Below are 19,824 nucleotides of genomic sequence, written 5' to 3'. Positions count from 1 at the left end.
TTTGCCACTGAGAGGTGCAGCACCAGGAGGAACAATCCATCCGCAATTATCCTAACACTCCCTTTTAATCGGCCAAAGGCAATTCTACGGTAAACACAGAGCCCTTGCCAACAACGCTTTCCACTTTAACGGTACCTCCATGAGAATCGGCCACAGACTTAACGTAATTAAGGCCCAATCCAAAGCCTTTTACATTGTGAAGATTGCCGGTATGCGCCCGGTAAAATTTTTCAAAAATCCGCTTCTGGGTTTCCCTGCCCATACCTATGCCATTGTCCTCAAACATGATCACAATATTTTTACCCGAATTTAAGGTAGATATCTTTAACCGGATAGGCACATGGTCCTTTGAATACTTAACGGCGTTGTCTATCAGGTTATTTACAAGATTCGTAAAATGCACTTCATCGCCCTTGATCACATCCCTGGCTGCTGCAAGATTCAGTACTGCATCACCATTCTTTTCATGAAGCTGCAGCTGGAAGTTATCTATCACATTCTCTATTACCTCATGCACATGCAGGGGTTTCAGATCAATATCAGCTTCCTGCTTTTCAAACTGGGAAGCTTTCAATATGGTTTCAACCTGCTTATTCATTCGCTGGTTCTCTTCCTTAATGATCCCGCTGAAATAATTCAGCTTTTCCCTGTCGTTGAGTACTTTTTCATTCTTTAAAGCATCTACCGCAAGAGATATGGTAGCAATAGGTGTTTTAAACTCATGCGTCATATTATTAATAAAATCATTCTTTATATCTCCCAGCTTTTTCTGCCTGAGCATTGTATACACGGTAAGATAAAAGGCAGATACAATGACCAGTGTAAATAATACGGCCATCAGAATACTTCCTATCAATGACCGCTTAACAAAAGATTTCCAGTTAATAACGGTTAAATAAAGCGCTTCATCTTTGGTAATGTTTTCAGAAACCGAACCGCTTTTGGATTGAATAATACTAACCGGGGGAGTATAATATTTTAAGGTATCGCTGCTGACCTCATAAAAGTTGGGCGACTGTTTTTCTATATTGATATTTCCCGATAGCATTGAGCCTGTTATAAAAGCGTACTCATATTTCATATCATGCAGCTTTGCCCTGTTAAAAGCCCTGCGTATGATCTTGTCTATCTCATCACTGCTTAACCTGGAGCTGATCGTTATGGATTTAAACGGATCGTAAAAATTACGCTGCGAGAACAGGCTGCTATAATCGTGGCTGGCTTCGTTTATATACTGATCCCTCAAATTGCCAAATTCAATACTGAGCCCCTGGTAAACACTGTTAATTTCCTGCTTCACTTGGTCTTCACGCAATGCAATAAGGTTCTTTAGCCACGACACCTGCATTACGATAATGCCTATTAACGACAGGGTGATTAAAACAGTTATACTAGAAAATAATCTTTTCACAACGTGCAAATATAATCATAGCAATTATGCTATACATTATTAGTTACTGTTGGGCATATATTTAACTTTTTTTAAATCAGCAACAAAAAATCGCAGTATTATTAACTAAAACGTTAACCATGGCCGCACTGCCCTGTTACATCTTTTTGAGCAACAGCTAAATCCTGAAACTTTTATACCCCTTAAGGCAGCGTTTCCCCAGAAAATTGCTATATTGGCTTCATGATAGAGCCAGCACCCGGAATATTACTGATAGCCAATCCCCACCTGGATGACCCGAATTTCTTACGATCTGTTATTTTGCTTTGCGAGCATAATAAAGAGGGTAGTTTTGGATTTGTTCTTAACAGGCAGCTGGACTATTCTGTCGACGAATTAGTGCCGGAGCTGGCAGATTTTCATTTGCCTGTTTTCGAAGGTGGCCCCGTAGAGCTCAACACCTTACATTTTATACATCAATACCCGCAACAGATACCAGGCGGCAAGGAGATAATAAACGGCGTTTACTGGGGTGGAGACTTTGATAAGCTTATCCGGCTGATCAATTCGCGGGTAGCAGATCCCGCTAAAATAAGATTCTTCCTGGGCTATAGCGGATGGGGCGAGGGACAGCTGGATATAGAAATGGAAGAAAAGGCATGGATCATAGCTGAAGCCAGCAGGAAATTTATTTTCTCGGCCAATGAAAAAGAGCTGTGGAAAGATGTATTGAAAGAGCTGGGAGGCGAATATAAGCTGATTATTAATGCGCCTCTTGATCCCAGGATGAATTAGTTTCGAAGGATATAAAATATATCATTATTCAACATGAGAAGAGTATTATTTGCAGGTGTACTGAGCTGCAGTTTTTTTCTGTCGGGCTGCGACACGCTTAAAAATGTTGCAGGCACACTTTCTAATTTCGAGATAGCCCAGGGCCTCAAAGAAGCGTTGACGCAGGGACTGTTCAGTGGTTTTGACGCTTTCGCCAATCCCAGCCAGGGGAATGCCCTGGTTCGCTTTGCATTTCCCGGAGAGGCTGCAAAAATCGAAAAAACATTAAGAGACCTGGGCCTTACCCAGGTGGTGAACAATGTAACTGCCAAATACACCAACGCCATGTCTCTTGCAGTGCAAAAAGCCAAACCTGTTTTTTTAAACTCGGTAAAAAACATGAGCATCGGCGACGCCACAGGCATTTTATTAAGTGGAAATAACCATGCCGCTACCCAATATTTCAAATCGGCCATGTCGCCGCAATTAATGACGGCCTTCCGCCCTATTGTAGACAGCACCATACGTACAACAGGCGCAGGTAATGAATATAATACCCTTGCAAAGGCTTATAATTCAATTCCGCTGATAACCAAAAAACTTGAGCCGAACCTGAACGATTTCATTGCAGCAAGGGCTATTGATGCCATGTTTTTATATGTAGCCAACAAGGAAGAAGATATCCGGTCCAATCTGTCGGCACGTACTACCCCCTTATTACAGCGCGTGTTTGGCTATGCTGACCTCCAAAAGAACAACAGCTCACGGTAAATTAGTGCCGGATTATTTTTTTATCCTGTGGTTGTTTAACCACTTATTTTTAGTAGTTTAGAACTCATTTTCAATCCTAAAACCAATAACCATGACCGAACCTACTACTCCTTACAGCTACCAGGGAGCATCTAATTTATTCAATGATGCGCCTCCGGTAGTTTATGCAGGATTTTGGGAACGATTTGCTGCTGTAATTATCGACGCTATCATACTCTGGATTATCGGCTATTTTATAGGGATCATACTGGGTGCTCCAAGCACCGAAGAGATCCTTACCATGAGCCAAAGAGAAGGCTTCTCTGGCACAATGAGCGCTACTTATTTCAGCACATCCAATATCACTTCATTCATAGTGCAATGGCTTTATTCAGCATTGATGATCTCCGGACCGTGGCAGGCTACTTTTGGCAAAAGAGCTTTAGGGATAAAAGTAACCGGTATGAACGGAGAACGCATCTCTTTCTTAAACGCTACAGGCCGCTATTTTGCTACTATCCTTTCTGCGATCATTTTGCTGATAGGATACCTGATGATGCTGTGGGACGATAAAAAGCAAACCCTGCACGACAAGCTGGCAGGAACGCTGGTTGTTAAAGGTAAGTAAGCAGACGGAAGTCCGGGGTCCGAAGTGGGCAAATGATGACAATGAAAAGTGGTTAAAGACCGTTTCAGACTTTTTCTGGCCTTTAACCTGCAACCTACTTCACCTTGAAATAATGATGCTTGATAGCATACAGAACCAGCCCTACCCTTGATCTTTGTTCCAGCTTTTCAAAAAGGCTGTCGCGGTAGCCATCTACCGTTCGCACACTTACAAACATTTTATCAGCAATTTCCTTGTAGGTAAGATCACTGCAGCAAAGGTTTAAAAATTCCTTTTCCCTGGTGGAAAGTTTGGCATTGCTGGTAGTATCTGAGGGTTTATTCATAGCGAACAGCAGTTTTCCTGTTACAAGTTTCGACAAATGGTAACCATGATTCACTACATCGCGTATCGCGCGGCAAAGCTCCGGCGGATCAGCATCTTTCAGTATGTATCCCTTGGCGCCGCAACGCAGCATTTTAATAACCATTTCCTCATCATCATTCATGCTTAGCACTAATACGCCTGTTAAAGGCAAATGGGCTTCGATCCATACCGCGGTCTCGTAGCCATCCATTAAGGGCATATGCACATCCAGCAGTACAATATCCGGCTCCAGCTTCGTCTTTTCAATGGCCTCGGCGAATTGCTTTCCGTTATCGGCTTCAAGCACCACAGAAAAATCCGCCTCTTCATTTAAAATATTGGCAAGGCCTTTGCGCAGCATGGTATGATCGTCTACAATGGCGATAGAGACAGGTTTCGTTTCAAGCATAGTTTCAGTGATCAGCTGGTTTTTTCAATAAAATCTTTATGGAAGTACCCTGTTCAGGCGAGCTTTCAATAAAAAGATCCGCCCCAATGGCATGCGCCCTGTTCTTCATATTCATCAGCCCAATACCAGAAGTGCTTTCACCAGCTAATTTAAAACCTTTTCCGTTATCCTGTATGAGAATTTTAAGATGATCTGCCCCGTCGTCAACGGAAATATTAACGATGCTGGCAGCAGCATGTTTAATGATATTGTTGAGCGCTTCCTGCACTATACGAAAAAGAATGATCTCTTTCTGATCGTCAAGGGAAAAATGGTTACAGGAAAATGAAAGGTTTATATCCACCAGCCCGAGCCTGCTGATGCGCTCTGCTTCATTTTTAATGGCTTCTGTAATACCAATGCTGCTCACTTTTTCACCCAGCAGGGTTTTGGAAATGCTCCTTATCTGGTAAATAGAATTACTCACCAGATCCCTGGTGCTTTCAATTTTTTCTTTATCCTGTGTATTGTTAATTTCTTTTAAGGTGCCTAAGTTGAGCTTTGCCAAAGAAAGCTGCTGGCCAATATTGTCGTGCAACTCCTGGCTGATATTATTAAAAGCCTGCTCCTGGATCTCTATTTTGGATTGGAGCAACTGTTGCTGAAACCTAAGATTCAAGAGCGCCCGCTCTTTCTTTTCCTGTGCACGGCGTTTGAGATAATATAAAACAAAAAGAACACAAAAAATAGTCAGCACCAGAAAGAATGCTGAGCCCGCAACAACTGATATAGTTAGGTCATCTCTTGACATTTTTTATTTTTGGTATAATCAACTATAAAACCTGTAGCAATAAAAACATACAAAATAATATTGAAAAAGCTCTGCACAAATCCGATATCTTTTAATATGGGTATTCCATCATTTCTCTGGTTCCAGAACAAAAAAACCAAAGCAGAGCAAGGGCTGTATAAAAGATAGGCTGTTAAATACCAGGTTTGAGATGATTTAAAACTAAATATAGCATCTTCTTTTATGATTGTATATAAATAAAATAAAATCCAGCCCGTGTATATGAAATTAGAAAGGAATACCAGCCTGCTTAAAAAAAAAGTTCGAAAGCCATAAATAAACGCCAAATAAACAACCGCAAAAACGAAAACAAATACTGAAAAGATTGAAAAAAACTTAGCCCCGTCAAATATTCTTAAACGATAGAAGAAAAGCATTAAAAGAATAAATTCAACCAGCGTATAAATATTATATACTAAATTAATTTCCGGGTTTTGTTTCCATACCAATGCAAACATTATTTGCGGTATGCTTGCAAAAACAATCAAAAGCAAAATGAGTTTCGAATTACCTTTAAGATATCCATATAAGGCGGTTCCTATTATTAAAGGAGCTATTACTATCCAGGTTGAGCAATAGCTTAAAATTTCCCGAAAACCCATTTTGCTTTTTCATAAAAATATTACATTTCTTTATTAATCAAATCATCTAATAAGAATAAACGAAGTTCGAGTTTCGTCATCTAGATCAGTCAATGGTTTAGTGTCATCAATTGTTGTGGCTGTGAAATTTGGATGCTCAGTAGCCGGAAGATCCAACCTGGTTTTTTTTATGGGATTATACCTGGTCAATTCCCTTCTAACCCCATCTGCATCTATCTCTGCTGTTTCCTCTTTCTTACATCCCACTAAAATAACCGTTGGCTCTCCCTGCCTTTTTATATCATCGTCAGAATCAATCTTTTCATATACCCCATTTATCACAAGCAAAGTATCTACTTCATCTTCTGAAAAGGCAAAGAAACGCTCAACTAATTTTCGGTCAAACACAAACGCACTATATTGTTTATTAGATGATATTTTTTCAAAATATTTTTGTATCCTCGGATCCCTTTTAGAAATATCCTGAATCAGTTCTGAAGTAGACGTAAATAAAACTGAAAAATTCTCTGCAAGTCGTTTAGCATGACTAATACTAATGGGTTTACCATTTACCATAAATATAAATTTTTGATAGTTAAAAAATATTTTCCTCAAAATAACCAACTCTCCCCGCTTTCACAACCCCGTGTTTTCACGGTATTTTATGCCGTTTTATCCGCCGGTAAAATCAGGAGATTATACGCTTGCCTCAAGACTGTACTTTGCTGCATTTTTGTGAGGAGCAGCAGGATGCCAAAGACAATAGGCAGAGAGTAGCAGGCCCTTGGCCTTTGCCTCAGGCCTAAAATACCCACTAAATACCCACTGGTAGGTATTGCAGGTATAAAAGCCGGGTAATAGTTTTGGAACGCTTATTATAAAACTACTAAAAACCAGAACTAACTGCTTATGGATTACTTATCTGATCAACGATATCAAACATAAAACTGCCCGCACCAATGGAGCCAAAATGGAATATAAAACGTTTGAACGACCAGGGAATTTTACGCATTACTATGGATATAAGATTAGAGCATGTGCCGGCACGCCTGATGAGCGAATTGAACACGTATATTACGGAGCACAATTTTATCAGCACTAAACAGCACTTATTTAATACCCTCACGCTGCGCGAAAAAGAAATACTGCTCCACATTATTATGAGCCAGACCACGAAGCAAATAGCAACCAGCTTAAACATAGCAGAGGACACGGTAAAAACGCATCGGAAAAATATGATGCGCAAGCTGCAATGCCGGTCCACGAAGGAATTGGCAGCATATAGTGTTTTTTACACAGAATGAACAGAAAGGAAAATACCGTAAAAACCGGCAGCCGGTTAGCGGGAACAACGTGAAAATGCGGGACGCAACTGCTGTCATCTTCGGGCTTCAATAAACTATATAAAATCAACAATCATGAACAAAACGCTATTCCATTACCTTATTTGCAGCATCTTTTTCATGGGTTTAGGATGTAAAAAAGAAGGAGAGAAAAAGCAAGAACCACCCAAAGCCGGATTTTACCTTTGCGCTGGAAACCACCGGAACGCTCCCAGCCAGCGTGCAATTCAACTCATCCTCATCACAGCATGCAAGGTCTTATCAGTGGGATTTCGGGGATGGCGCTTCCTCAGCCGAAGCAACCCCCCGGCATGGCTTTGCTGCCGCCGGCACTTACCATGTAACCCTCACAGTAAACGGTGATGGAGGTACCGATAGCAAATCGCAGGATGTGGTGATCAGCTTTGAAAAGCCTAAAGCCAATTTTACGTTTTCGGCCGATAATCCCGGTGTTTTACCCACAACAGTACGATTTACTTCATCTTCTGCTAATGCCACTTCCTGTAAATGGGATTTTGGAGACGGCAGCTTTTCGGAAGAGCAGCAACCTGTTCACCAGTTTTTAGCTACGGGCAATTATGAGGTAAAGCTCACCGTTACCGGCCTGGGCGGTACAGACGACATTACCAAAAGCGTTTCGATCACGCTCAGCAAACCTAAAGCCGCTTTTACTTATTCTATTATCAATAACGGCGATTACCCGGTGCGGGTGAATTTTACCAATACCAGCACCGGTGCCGACTCGTATCAATGGGATTTTGACAACGGCGATGTATCGGACCTGTTCAGTCCCGTAGACCGCTTCTTTGCGGTAAAAGCTTTCCAGATACGGCTGGTAGCGGCCAATGCAGCCGGTAAAGATACGGTAACTGTGCCGGTGAGCATCAATATCAACAAGCCCGCAGCCGGGTTCAGCTACACGGTTCTCAACCCGTCCAGCCTGCCGCTGAATATCCGTTGCAGTAACAGCAGCCAGAAAGCCGCCAGCTATTCCTGGGATTTTGGCGATGGTGGCCGGTCGTCGGAAGCTACCCCCCAGCACATTTATACCCAGGGCGGTACTTATACCATTACCTTGTACGCTACCAATCCCGGTGGGACTACAGTGGTAACGCAGACCATTAATGTGTCGCCCTACCCGGCAAGCTATACCACCTTTGGTGGCGAAACATTAACCCTCTACGCATGGGAGGGAGAGAAAGTGGCAGTGTTGTCGAGAAACAAGAATCTTGATGCAACTGTAATGTTTGCCTGGGCCAAAACAATGGACAAGGTATATGGCTATTACAAACTATGTACCGGGCGCGAACCGGGCACTGCCAAAATGATCAACGGGCATACTACTATTGCAGATGTGGCAAGCACCTGCGGAGCAGGATGCGGGTACCTGGGTGCTACGGGTATAGAGCTGCAAAACACTTATTTCGATGTGCTGTACAATGGTATTAAAAATAACAACCAGTACGACCAGGCTGTATTTTATGAATTTGGAAGAAACTTTTGGTTTTATGGAAACCAGTTAGCATACAAAGCCAACGACCCCGTAACTACCGGTTACGCCGTGCTGATGCGCTTTTTAAGCCTTGATGCCACAGGGGTGCAGGGCGGGCCATTTAATTATTATATGACGTACAGCCAGTTTAAAAGCGCCGTTGAAGGATTAGTAGATAAATACACAGCCAACACTTCTTTAAACTGGAGCAACACTTTAGGGCAGGGAACCGGCGTGCCCGGCGAGTTTGGCGGCGGCACCGACCTGTTTGCCTCCTTTTGTATGCGCCTGATGCGCGACTACGGCGGCCAGAACTTTATACAGCAGGTATGGAAAAAAGCGGCCACCATGCCCACTGCCACCACCACGCAGGATGCGGTAGATAATTTTATACTGGCCAGCTGCGCCGCAGCCAATAAAAACCTGACCACTTTATTTACCACCACCTGGCGCTGGCCCATGAGCGATGCGGCGAAGGTGAAGGCGGGGGTGTACCCGTAAAGATAGGATGTGGTAAGCTGCAATGCAAATCGGCAACAGGAAAACAATTTAAAAACGAAATGATAGGAAAAGACTTGTATCAATTATACGCAGCATATTTTAATGCAGGGATTGCGATATGAATAATGGTGATTATTCCGCTGCTTATATAAAAACACACATATTATGGCAATAACCAACTTTAATAGAGTGTATTCGTCCGGCACAGGAACCATCGCTGTGGTCCCTGTCTCGTTTGCCATTAAATAAATGTTTAACCTTAAAAACTTAAATTATGAGAACGAGAGTTTTGTTATGTATTATTTTTATTTTAGGAATAAATAGTTTGGTGTTGTCTCAAACCATCCCCAACATAAATGAGAAAGTTCTCAATAATAAAAAAATAGAGAGTGGCTCTATCAATAAAGACGTTCCGTCAACGGAAAATAAATTAGGGTATTCATTTCCTGAAGAATTGAAAGAGAGTGCTAATAAATATTTAAAAATCACTTCGGATATAGATGCTTATGGGAGTCATAGATTGATAGAAGTATGTAATAAAAAGATAGATAGCCTTAATAATAAGCGAGATATTTTAGATAAAACTCAAAATGCAAGCAATCAAGATTACCTTCAAATTACAAAAGAATTAGAGGAATTAGAAAGTTTAAAAGCTCATTTAACGATTATTAATTCATTGGAGGGCAAGCCCACAATATGGAGACGATTTTTTCCTGTTAGGTCAACTATTCAAGCACAATACTTTTATTTAGATTCAGATGACGGAGACAGAGCTCTTAAATTTATCGGAGATGTTGGAGTGCAAACTAATTTTGATAATCTGTTTTCATTAAAATCAGAAATTTTGAGCGGTGTTACCAAATTAGGAATACCAGTTAAATTTTTATTGTCTTCTACTGTTACACAAGATAGTGAACAAGAAGCGGATAGCACGGCGGTCAATAAACTACAAAATGGAGGACTTATAAATGCTGGTATAAGTTATGCTCTGTTTTTCTCGAAAAATAAATTTGGATTGGGTAAAAAACATAGTTCCTATTTTTACATTCCATTAGAGTATAAATTTCATATGGACAATGTAGAAAATGGGAAATTAGTAAAAGATATGTATTATTATCACGAGCCTTCGGTTTCTGCTATGTTTGTTACAGATATTATTCAAAAAGGAAATACTGATTTGGCTACATTTTTTACAGCCGTAAAATACTCTTATTTCATTGGAGGAAGTAAGTTTGAAGAAAAAATCACTGAAAATAATTTTGATTTTTTGCAGGGAACTGTTGGATTAAAAATCCAAGACAAGTTTACAATTGCTTTTAATATTCCTTTATATTCTAATGTCAAGGCTATTAAAAATATGCAATCAGCCAATTTATCTTTAGTTTTTGCTCCTTAAAAACAAACGTGAAAAATCGTGATATATTTGTTTTAACAGTTCTACTGAATATCATTATGAGCATCGGCATTGACCAGCTCACCAAACAAAACACTACAGGAGCAGAAAATCCTATTTATCCATGCAATGGTTAATTTGCTGTAGTGGCAGACGTTACCCAACAAAAAATATGGCCACACAGCCCAAATCACAACTGGGTGCTTTTATTTGTCTGGGGTTAAGTTTGTTGCTAATATTCCCGGCTTATATTAGCAAAGTCGTTAAACACTTTGCAAAGTGTTAGAGATTTCACTGTTAGCAGTTTTTGCCATAACACAAAAGAATTCCGGAAAAAAAATTCATCTTGCCTTTGCTGGCTTTTGTGTTGGTTGCTGCATTAGTTTACAAAGCAACGGGAGAAAACGTAATGGGTTATGCATTGGTTTTGGCGGTAGTTTGCCCCTTGTTGGTGCTGTGTACAGGCTTAGCTGCGATAGCAGGAACACCCATAAGTTCATTATACCATGATGTTTTCCTTCATGTATAAGCCGCGCACAATACCGACAATGAAAAAACAGGTGATTAATAAACAGAATATCTTCTGTCTTTGCTTCAGCGTTGGGTCCATTGAGGCACTACGGCCTCCATACCTAACCTCAAAACCGGCTGCCGCAATATGGCGTACCGAACGGTGCGAAACAGGCGGAGGAATTCCCTGCAGGATAGAGGGAGTTCCCGAATTTGATCAGATGTTTCTTTACACTACAGCCTGTCCTCAAATAACAATATTGTTTTTAGGTATATTTTTTTAAGCCCTATCCGCTTAGTTCATCAACCAGGTACAGGATCGATTCATAATTAGCGCCGGTTGCCTCCGAAAGCGCTATTTCGCAGGTTCTGGTGGTAGAATAATAGCCATCGTACGGGTGGCTGCAAACCTCCTCTGCTTCTTCTTTAGTAGCCGAATGCGTTAATTCGGGAAAAAGGAACCCCCTGTCCCCAGCCATACCGCAACAGCCGGCATGTACGGGCAGGGTTACTTTGTTCGAGAGCAGCCTGGCCACCTGTACCAGCTTTTCTGTTGTTCCCAGCTTTTCAACAGCGCATACCGGATGCAGTACAATATCTTCCTTTTTCCTGTTGATAGCAATTGCCGGCAATACATAATCGTGCAGGTAATCGACACTGTCTAAAAAAACAAGCTGATCGTATTGCCGCTGCCTTTCAGCAGATAGCGCTTTCCGCAGATTTTTTAAGGTGTACACGCAGGAGCTTACATCTATTACAACAGGTAACTGGCCCTCATTGGTGGCGCTCCACAATTTATGTACAATATCATCAGCCATATATTGATAGGCTTTTTGAAAACCTTTGGATGAAAAGATCTGTCCGCAACAGGTGCCGCTTTGTCCGCTCATTAATTTTACAGCAATTCCTGCTTTGGCAGATACACTCATAAAAACCTCTATGTTGGTCTTTTTACCAGCGTTGCTTCCCATAACACGCGAGATACAGGAAGGAAAGTATACGATGGCCTGTTGCGACGTATGATTATTTATATGATGGTGCAATGCATGAAGTGAAGGAGGTGCAGGCATTTCTTTCGACCATAAAGGAACAGAAGAAAAAAGTTTCCTCATCCCTTTTGTAATGGCTGTCATAGTGCCGGCACCGAATATTTTATTAACCAGGCTTCCGGCATATAAACCTGTACGTGCCGCCTTTTCTACCAGCGAGAAGTTTCGGGCCACTCTTAGGGCAAGATGATTCTGGCGTTCGTTATGGCTTTCGCGCCTCAGCCGTTTTACCAGATCACCGGTATTAATAAAAACAGGACAGCTACCGGCACACAGCCCGTCAACTGCGCAGGTATCCAGGCCGTCATATTGATACTCCCCTAATAGCTCGCTATAAGCTTCCTGGCGGTTCGCTTCCTGCAGCTGTTTTAATTCCCGGCGAACCACAATTCTTCTCCTGGGGGTTAGCGTAAGGTTTCTGCTGGGACAAACAGGTTCGCAATACCCGCATTCGATACATCGGTCTACCTCTTCTTCTACCGATGGAAGTGATTTAAGGTCTTTGATATGGGCTTTTTTATCTGCATTAATGATCACCCCGGGGTTTAACAATCCTTCAGGATCCACCACTTCCTTTATCCGCTTCATCATATCATATGCGGCTCCCCCCCATTCTGTTTCAACAAAAGGTGCCATATTGCGACCGGTACCATGTTCAGCTTTTAATGTGCCATTGTATTTTTCAACTACCAGCTCTACTACCTCTTTCAGGAAATGATCATAATGATTTATTTCAGATGGTGTATTGAAAGATTGTGTAATCACAAAGTGGATATTACCATCTTTCGCATGTCCAAAGATGATAGCATTGTTATAACCAAACTTCTGAAACAAATTTTGCAGATCCAAAACAGCATCGCCCAAATGTTCCAATGGGAAAGCAACATCTTCCAGCACTACAGTAGTGCCGCTTTTGCGAACAGCGCCAACAGCAGGAAAAAGCCCTTTACGTATCTTCCAGAAAAAAGCTCTTTCTTTTTCATCCGTGGTAAATACCGGCGCATTATAAACATCGAGGGCCTGTATATGTGTAAGAAAGGCATCAACCTGTTTTTCCAGTAATTCCATGCTTTCTTCCTGAAATTCTATCAGCAGTGCAGCCGCCGAAGCCGGTAATAATTTTATTTCAGGCGAGATGCCCGGCAGATCTTCAATAGCCCGGAGGGATGCCCTGTCCATCAGCTCAACCATTACAGCACCTGCATCTATCAATGGCTGAATGGCTTTGCAGGCTTTATAGATATCCTCAAAATACAAGAGTGAAGTTGCCTTGAATGCAGGTTCGGGAATGGTTTTTAATACAGCTTCAGATATAAATGCCAGGGTACCTTCAGCACCAATCAGCAGGTGCGCAAATATATCCAGCGGATGTTCAAAATCTATCAGTGCATTTAATGAATAGCCAACCGTGTTTTTGGTCGTATACTTTTTCCTGATCTTTTCAAACAGTGCTTCATCACTCAATACCTGGTTGCGCAAGCTAACCAGGGTATGACTTAAACCGGAACATTCGCTGCTGAAACGATCGTAATCTTCGGGGTTCTCAGTGGTGAATGTTTGTCCGCCAGGCAAAATAAATTTTATAAATAAAGTAGTATGATAGGAGTTGAAAGTAACCCCGCAGCACATACCGCTGGAATTGTTTGAAAGTATACCGCCCATCATTGCAGCAGAGATACTTGACGGATCCGGCCCGATTTTGCGTTGATATTTTTTCAGATAGATATTCACCATTCCCCCGGTAATGCCCGGCTGTACCCTTACTTTATTACCATGATCCTCTACCTGTATTTTGTTCCAGAACTGGCTAAGGTCTACCAGTATCCCGTCGGTTATAGACTGACCTGAGAGGCTGGTACCGCCTGTACGGAATACCAGCGGAACTTTTTGCTGATGCGAAAATCGGAACAGCCTGACAATTTCGTCTTCTGACAACGGCTGCACTACTGCTTTGGGTATCAGCCTGTAAAAACCTGCATCCGAGGCATATGACACAAGGTCTATCAACCGAGATTTTATGCGCTGAGCGGGCAAGATCGTTTCCAGTTGCCGGGCAATTTTGTTTTCCTGTTCCATCTTTTGCAAAGAAAGCTAAATATTGGGGTTAATCCGCTAAGGTGCATAACATTCTTTATTACCTGCCGCAGACCGGTTAGGTTACGCCTGGTTTTATATAGATGGCCTGTCATTAATGACCTGCCAAAGATCATTTTCGGACAATCCCTGTTTATTATGGATTTACGATCGCTCACTACAGGTATAAGGGTCTGCGAGCAGCCAATCAAAAAGCCGGTGATGATTCAGCCGGCTTTTAACTTTATTGTAATGCTCTATCCATTTGATTGCCTATTCTTGTCAGCAGCTCGCCCATTCCAGGAGCTGCGTTGCTTATAATTTTCCCGTCTTTTCCAATTAAAAAATAATGTGGGATAGAGATCACGTTATATTTTTTTACAACCGGGTCTTCGTCCCCACCCTCCGCGAGCAGGTTTACCTGATCTTCCATTTTGTATTTTTTCAGTGCACTTTTCCACTCCTTTTCGTCCGCATCTATACAAACGGAAACAAAAACCACCTCTTTACCCCTGTACTTCTCATGCAGCTTTTGCGCATAGTGCGTGATATCAGAAATGCAGGGACTGCATGTCACCCCCCAAAAACCGATATACACTACTTTTCCTTTAAATGCTGATAAGGAAACCTCTTTGCCATAAGCGTCCTTCAGTGTAAAATCCGGGGCGGGATTTCCGGGTTTTAACGTTACATAAGAGTCGTACCCCTCTTTTAATACTTTTTTTAAAACAGGATCAGTATGCTCTTCTGTAAAACGGTTGTACACTTTCTCTGTTTCTATAAAATCATCCCTGTCGAAACCAAGTAAAATGCTTTTTGTAATAAACCAGTCCCTTATTTCCGGTATTTGAAATACGGCCTTAGCCATATAGTAGTTGTACCTGGCATTATTTAATCTAACCATTTCCCCCTTAAAGGAAGTGAAGATACTTTGACCTGCCATCCGTGAATAATCAAACAAAAACTCCCTGTACTTTACCGAATTCCAAAAAAAATTAATGTCCAAACGTGTATGCTCCAGCCAGTTTATTACTTTACCGAATTCTGGATTTTTAACCAGGTTCGTATCAAGCCGGGGTTGCAGGGAAAAACGACGCCATAAGCCATAGGAAAGAAGTTCATAGGCATACTGATAATAAAGGTTTACATAAGCTGAATTAAAGACATTATAATCATCATTTGCCTTTATTGCAAGCGCATTCCATTGCTGGTTGAATAAATCATTTAGCATCCGGAATATTTTCTCCCCGGTCAGATTTGGATTGTCATAGATCGAATGTTGTAAAGCAATAAAAGGTTTCCTAAAATTAAAATGCTGGTATAACTGAATGCTCAATAACTTATTACGAACCCTATTGTTTGAGTGGATGCTAAAAGTATTTCTGAAATTCCTCTCATCCCAGCTAATAGTCAGCGTATCTCTATCTGCTACTGTAATGGTGACAGGATCATCATTGAGATAAAGAAAAAGGTCCTGCTGTTTACCTTCAATTTCAAGCCGATGCAAGAAATCTCCCTTTTCATCCACTAATACTGAAGAAGAGCTGTCTTCAAAAAAACCGGTTTGTGTATATTCAAAATACGTTCCTTTAAAATGTTTCACATTTCCTTTCAGCCATACAGTTCCAGCATCACTAAAAGATTGGGCCTGCAAGACAAAAGAGAAAAAAATAGCAACAGAAGCAAACACACCTTTTCCCATCTGTTTATTTTTTGTGTTTTTATTTGTCATACCGATACATCGGGAGGAATTCGCATAGAAAAAATATTCATTCTTTTGTGTATGATAATGAATATTTTTTTATGGCTCATTGCATAAACAATTATTTAATACCAAAATAAAAAATGCCCACGAGAAAACTCACGGGCATTCCATTTATTATGTATTCTTTAACTACACTTTCTTCGCTCCCTCTGCCAATACCGTAACATTATTATTCAGTACTTCTACAAATCCGCCCTGAATATGGTAAAAAGCAGCCGGCCCATTAAGGCTTGACTGCAATACTTTCAATTTACCTTCCGTCAAAGCAGCAATAAGAGGAGCATGCTTATCCAGTACTTCAAACGAGCCGGTTACACCAGGCATCTGCACTCCATAAGCATCGCCGCTGTAAATACTGCCTTCGGGGGTTAAAATATTTAGTTTCATCTTTTAAAATGTGATAATGTGATAATATGCCAATTAGCTAAGCTCCCGCTAACAACTTCTTCCCTTTTTCAATAGCATCATCAATATTACCAACAAGGTTAAAGGCTGCTTCAGGATATTCGTCTACTTCACCATCCATAATCATGTTAAAGCCCCGTATGGTTTCATCAATTGGTACCAGTACGCCTTTTAAGCCGGTAAACGCTTCTGCCACATGGAAAGGCTGGGAAAGGAAACGCTGTACTTTACGGGCACGGGATACCGTCATTTTATCTTCATCGCTCAGCTCATCCATACCAAGAATGGCTATAATATCCTGCAATTCCTTGTAACGCTGTAAAATTCTTTTTACCTTATTGGCACACTCATAATGCGCATCGCCTACTACCTGTGGCATCAGGATACGTGAGGTAGAATCCAGCGGATCTACCGCAGGATAGATACCCAGGTCAGCGATTTTACGGCTTAATACGGTAGTAGCATCCAGGTGGGCAAAAGTGGTAGCAGGCGCAGGGTCGGTAAGATCATCTGCAGGTACGTAAACCGCCTGTACAGATGTAATAGAACCGTTTTTGGTAGAAGTAATGCGCTCCTGCATCAGTCCCATTTCTGTAGCAAGCGTAGGCTGATAGCCCACTGCAGAAGGCATACGGCCTAAAAGTGCTGATACCTCAGAACCGGCCTGTGTAAAACGGAAGATATTATCTACGAAAAACAGGATATCCTTACCTTTTCCTTCACCATCACCATCACGGAAATATTCAGCAATGGTTAAACCGCTTAAGGCCACACGGGCACGGGCTCCGGGAGGCTCATTCATTTGTCCGAATACAAAAGTAGCTTTTGAATCGGCCAGCTCCTCTGTTTTCACTTTGCTCAGATCCCATCCACCTTCTTCCATACTATGTTTAAAGTCGTCGCCATATTTCATGATACCGGCTTCGATCATCTCGCGCATCAGGTCATTCCCTTCACGGGTTCTTTCACCCACACCGGCAAATACCGATAATCCGGAGTATGCTTTTGCGATATTGTTGATTAATTCCTGGATCAATACGGTTTTGCCCACACCGGCACCACCAAACAAACCAATTTTACCACCCTTTGCATAAGGCTCGATCAGGTCAATTACCTTGATCCCGGTAAATAATACTTCTGAAGCGGTGCTCAGGTTTTCAAAAGCTGGCGGCTGCGCGTGAATGGGGCGTCCGTTTTCTTTAGAAACCGCAGGCAAACCATCAATAGGATCACCGGTTACATTGAAAAGGCGGCCTTTGATCGCTTCGCCGGTAGGCATTGCGATAGCTTTCCCGGTATCACGTACTTCTGTACCACGAACAAGACCTTCCGTACCATCCATTGCTATAGTGCGCACGCTATCTTCCCCTAAATGTTGCTGAACTTCAAGGACAAGCGTTTCGCCATTTTCTTTTGTGAGCTCAAGCGCGTTATAAATTTCAGGGAGGGTTTCATCAAACTGAACATCGATCACCGCTCCGATAACTTGTTTAATTTTACCAACTTTTGCCATATTATTAAGGTGTGGTTATTTTTGTGGGTGCAAAAGTAAGGCTTCTACGCGTATTATTATGCACCCGCGTTACAAATTATTCACATTTCATTCTTTCATTGAAACAGCAGCAGCCTTAACCTGTCAACTCCCTGATCTCCCTCATAACCACCCCTTTATAGTATGATTTATTAATATATCTGTTTTAAACACAGTTTTTATTATAATTCCGGCTAATTTTGCCTTTAAATCATTATACCTTAGACATTAACCTATATATGAGTTTCAAAAAACCATTACTTATTGCTTTTTTATTTACCCTGTCCTTATGCTCCTGCAATCTTTTTGAACCTGAAACAGGCAAACAACATAAGCCTAAAGAGGAAAAAGAAATGACTAAAGTGGATGTCACTATCGATACCTCCAATTCTTTCAATTCGCTTTTTATCGACAGCGCCGATGTAAGAACTATTTTAGAGCTGAATAACCTGGGCGACACCCTGGCCAACCGTATTAAAAGCTTCTATAACAGCCGGAATTATCAGTATGCCTGGTTCTCAAAAGAAGGGCTGCCGGAACATACTGTTTCTTTCTGGAACCTGCTGAAAAACTACCTGAACTATTCGAAAGATTCGGCCGTTTATAACAAATGGCTGACCGATAAAATGGAAACCCTCATAAGAGTTCAATCCCTTCGCCCTAAAAACGATTCGCTTTACCAGAATGCAGAACTGCTTCTTACCCGGTATTTCTATGTTTACGCAGATCATGCCTACACAGAGGATCCGGATTTCGATATTAAATCCCTGGAATGGTATATTCCTAAAAAGAAGCTGACAGTGGAGGCTATGCTCGATTCTGTACTTACCCGGCACGGGCAATATGCGGATGAATATGCACCCCGGAATCCGCAGTATATCCTGTTAAGGGATCAGTTGCTGAAATATAAACAAATAAAAGACAGCGGTGGCTGGCCAGTAGTAAACAGCAAAGTAGAGGTCATGAAAAAAGGTTATACCGACCCTGCGGTAAAAGCCCTGAAAAAGCGTCTGAAAGCAGAAGGATTTTTAGACATCCCGGACAGCACTCTTACCAATGCTTATGATTCAGCACTTACACGTGCCGTAAACGAAATTAAAAGAACTTATGGGTATAAGCCCGATGGAACAGCCGGAAAAACCTTTTTGAATGATGTGAACATTCCGGTGGAAGAACGGATTCAGCAAATATTGATAAATATGGAACGTATGCGCTGGATGCCCGGCAATACTAAAGACAGCGGCCGATCCATTATAGTAAATATCCCTGAATTTCGCTTACACGTATATGAGTATGGCCGGCCAGCATGGAATATGGATGTAGTGGTAGGAAAGGAAGGAAATAATACTACAGTTTTTACAGGCAGGTTAAGCAATATTGTTTTTAGTCCGTACTGGAACGTTCCTCCCAGCATTGTAAAAAACGAAATGCATGGTAAGCCAAGCGCTGCTTACCTGGCGCGCAATCATATGGAAATAGAAAATGGAAGAGTACGCCAGAAGCCCGGCCCCTGGAATTCTTTAGGGCTGGTAAAGTTCCTGTTTCCCAATAGTTATAATATCTATTTTCACGATTCACCCGCCAAAAGCCTGTTCAACCGCGACAAAAGAAGCTACAGCCACGGTTGCATCCGGCTGAAAGAACCAGCCCGGCTTGCCGAATATCTCCTGAATGATACCGTAAGGTACAGCAAAAAGAAAGTAGACAGCCTGATGCATACCTATAAAGAGAAATATGTAAGGGTCAAAAACCCCGTACCGGTATTGATTACCTATTTTACCTCCTGGGTAAATGATAGCAGCGTGTTAAATTTCAGGGAAGACATTTACGGGCATGACGCCATTATAGCAAAAAAAATGTTCCTGAACAGCGTGGGCACCAGCTATAGCCGTCAGAAAGCTGTTAAAGACAGTATTCAGCGCGTAAAAGACCTGGCACTGCTGAAAGAGCAGAAAAAGAAGGATTCGCTGACTAAAATAGCACGAAGGGATTCTATTAAAAAAGCAGAAACAATAAAGAAAACAACAGACTAATTATTGAATGTTCCTGCTTCTTA

At 41.7% G+C, this 19,824-nt stretch carries 15 protein-coding genes; 7 read left to right on the top strand and 8 right to left on the bottom strand.

The window, feature by feature from the left end; all coding sequences use genetic code 11:
* Window positions 1–64: 64 nt before the first annotated feature.
* On the bottom strand, window positions 65–1,411 hold the full coding sequence (locus ACYVBM_RS20080) for a sensor histidine kinase (protein ID WP_460687487.1): 1,347 nt from the start codon (window positions 1,409–1,411) through the stop codon (window positions 65–67).
* Window positions 1,412–1,633: 222 nt separating this feature from the next.
* Here ACYVBM_RS20080 and ACYVBM_RS20075 point away from each other — a divergent pair, with 222 nt between their 5' ends.
* The 3 genes from ACYVBM_RS20075 to ACYVBM_RS20065 all read left to right on the top strand — a co-directional run bounded on the left by ACYVBM_RS20075 (window position 1,634) and on the right by ACYVBM_RS20065 (window position 3,542).
* Complete coding sequence (locus ACYVBM_RS20075; protein ID WP_460687486.1) at window positions 1,634–2,185, top strand: YqgE/AlgH family protein; 552 nt, start codon at window positions 1,634–1,636, stop codon at window positions 2,183–2,185.
* A gap of 33 nt (window positions 2,186–2,218) precedes the next feature.
* Window positions 2,219–2,935: a DUF4197 domain-containing protein gene (locus tag ACYVBM_RS20070; RefSeq protein ID WP_460687485.1), complete on the top strand. Its 717-nt coding sequence runs from the start codon at window positions 2,219–2,221 to the stop codon at window positions 2,933–2,935.
* A 91-nt stretch (window positions 2,936–3,026) separates the two neighbouring features.
* Window positions 3,027–3,542 (top strand): RDD family protein, encoded by a 516-nt coding sequence (locus ACYVBM_RS20065; RefSeq protein WP_460687484.1) that lies wholly within the window; start codon window positions 3,027–3,029, stop codon window positions 3,540–3,542.
* Between the two features lie 94 nt (window positions 3,543–3,636).
* Here the strand turns inward: ACYVBM_RS20065 and ACYVBM_RS20060 are convergent, their stop codons facing one another.
* The 3 genes from ACYVBM_RS20060 to ACYVBM_RS20050 form a co-directional block, all read right to left on the bottom strand.
* Window positions 3,637–4,296, bottom strand: a complete 660-nt coding sequence (locus ACYVBM_RS20060) for a response regulator (RefSeq protein ID WP_460687483.1) — start codon at window positions 4,294–4,296, stop codon at window positions 3,637–3,639.
* Window positions 4,297–4,300: 4 nt separating this feature from the next.
* Window positions 4,301–5,086 (bottom strand): sensor histidine kinase, encoded by a 786-nt coding sequence (locus tag ACYVBM_RS20055; RefSeq protein ID WP_460687482.1) that lies wholly within the window; start codon window positions 5,084–5,086, stop codon window positions 4,301–4,303.
* Between the two features lie 683 nt (window positions 5,087–5,769).
* Window positions 5,770–6,282, bottom strand: a complete 513-nt coding sequence (locus ACYVBM_RS20050) for a hypothetical protein (protein WP_460687481.1) — start codon at window positions 6,280–6,282, stop codon at window positions 5,770–5,772.
* Between the two features lie 383 nt (window positions 6,283–6,665).
* Here ACYVBM_RS20050 and ACYVBM_RS20045 point away from each other — a divergent pair, with 383 nt between their 5' ends.
* The 3 genes from ACYVBM_RS20045 (at window position 6,666) to ACYVBM_RS20035 (ending at window position 10,438) form a co-directional block, all read left to right on the top strand.
* Window positions 6,666–7,010 carry a LuxR C-terminal-related transcriptional regulator gene (locus tag ACYVBM_RS20045; protein ID WP_460687480.1) on the top strand — a complete coding sequence of 115 codons (345 nt, stop codon included), beginning with the start codon at window positions 6,666–6,668 and terminating at the stop codon, window positions 7,008–7,010.
* A 229-nt stretch (window positions 7,011–7,239) separates the two neighbouring features.
* Window positions 7,240–9,042 carry a PKD domain-containing protein gene (locus ACYVBM_RS20040; RefSeq protein WP_460687849.1) on the top strand — a complete coding sequence of 601 codons (1,803 nt, stop codon included), beginning with the start codon at window positions 7,240–7,242 and terminating at the stop codon, window positions 9,040–9,042.
* A 274-nt stretch (window positions 9,043–9,316) separates the two neighbouring features.
* Window positions 9,317–10,438: a hypothetical protein gene (locus tag ACYVBM_RS20035; protein WP_460687479.1), complete on the top strand. Its 1,122-nt coding sequence runs from the start codon at window positions 9,317–9,319 to the stop codon at window positions 10,436–10,438.
* Between the two features lie 794 nt (window positions 10,439–11,232).
* Here the strand turns inward: ACYVBM_RS20035 and ACYVBM_RS20030 are convergent.
* The 4 genes from ACYVBM_RS20030 to atpD all read right to left on the bottom strand — a co-directional run bounded on the left by ACYVBM_RS20030 (window position 11,233) and on the right by atpD (window position 17,750).
* Complete coding sequence (locus ACYVBM_RS20030; protein WP_460687478.1) at window positions 11,233–14,070, bottom strand: FAD-binding and (Fe-S)-binding domain-containing protein; 2,838 nt, start codon at window positions 14,068–14,070, stop codon at window positions 11,233–11,235.
* Window positions 14,071–14,311: 241 nt separating this feature from the next.
* Window positions 14,312–15,769, bottom strand: a complete 1,458-nt coding sequence (locus ACYVBM_RS20025; protein WP_460687477.1) for a TlpA family protein disulfide reductase — start codon at window positions 15,767–15,769, stop codon at window positions 14,312–14,314.
* A gap of 192 nt (window positions 15,770–15,961) precedes the next feature.
* Entirely contained in the window at window positions 15,962–16,219 is a 258-nt protein-coding gene (gene atpC, locus ACYVBM_RS20020) for an ATP synthase F1 subunit epsilon (RefSeq protein ID WP_460687476.1), read from the bottom strand.
* Between the two features lie 37 nt (window positions 16,220–16,256).
* Window positions 16,257–17,750: a F0F1 ATP synthase subunit beta gene (atpD, locus tag ACYVBM_RS20015; RefSeq protein WP_460687475.1), complete on the bottom strand. Its 1,494-nt coding sequence runs from the start codon at window positions 17,748–17,750 to the stop codon at window positions 16,257–16,259.
* Window positions 17,751–18,007: 257 nt separating this feature from the next.
* Here atpD and ACYVBM_RS20010 point away from each other — a divergent pair, with 257 nt between their 5' ends.
* Window positions 18,008–19,801 carry a L,D-transpeptidase family protein gene (locus ACYVBM_RS20010; protein WP_460687474.1) on the top strand — a complete coding sequence of 598 codons (1,794 nt, stop codon included), beginning with the start codon at window positions 18,008–18,010 and terminating at the stop codon, window positions 19,799–19,801.
* The last annotated feature ends 23 nt before the right edge of the window (window positions 19,802–19,824 follow it).

The sequence above is a fragment of the Niabella aquatica genome (assembly GCF_054779315.1).
The sequence above is the reverse complement of the archived record's forward strand: the minus strand, read 5'-3'. Positions and strand labels throughout refer to the sequence as shown.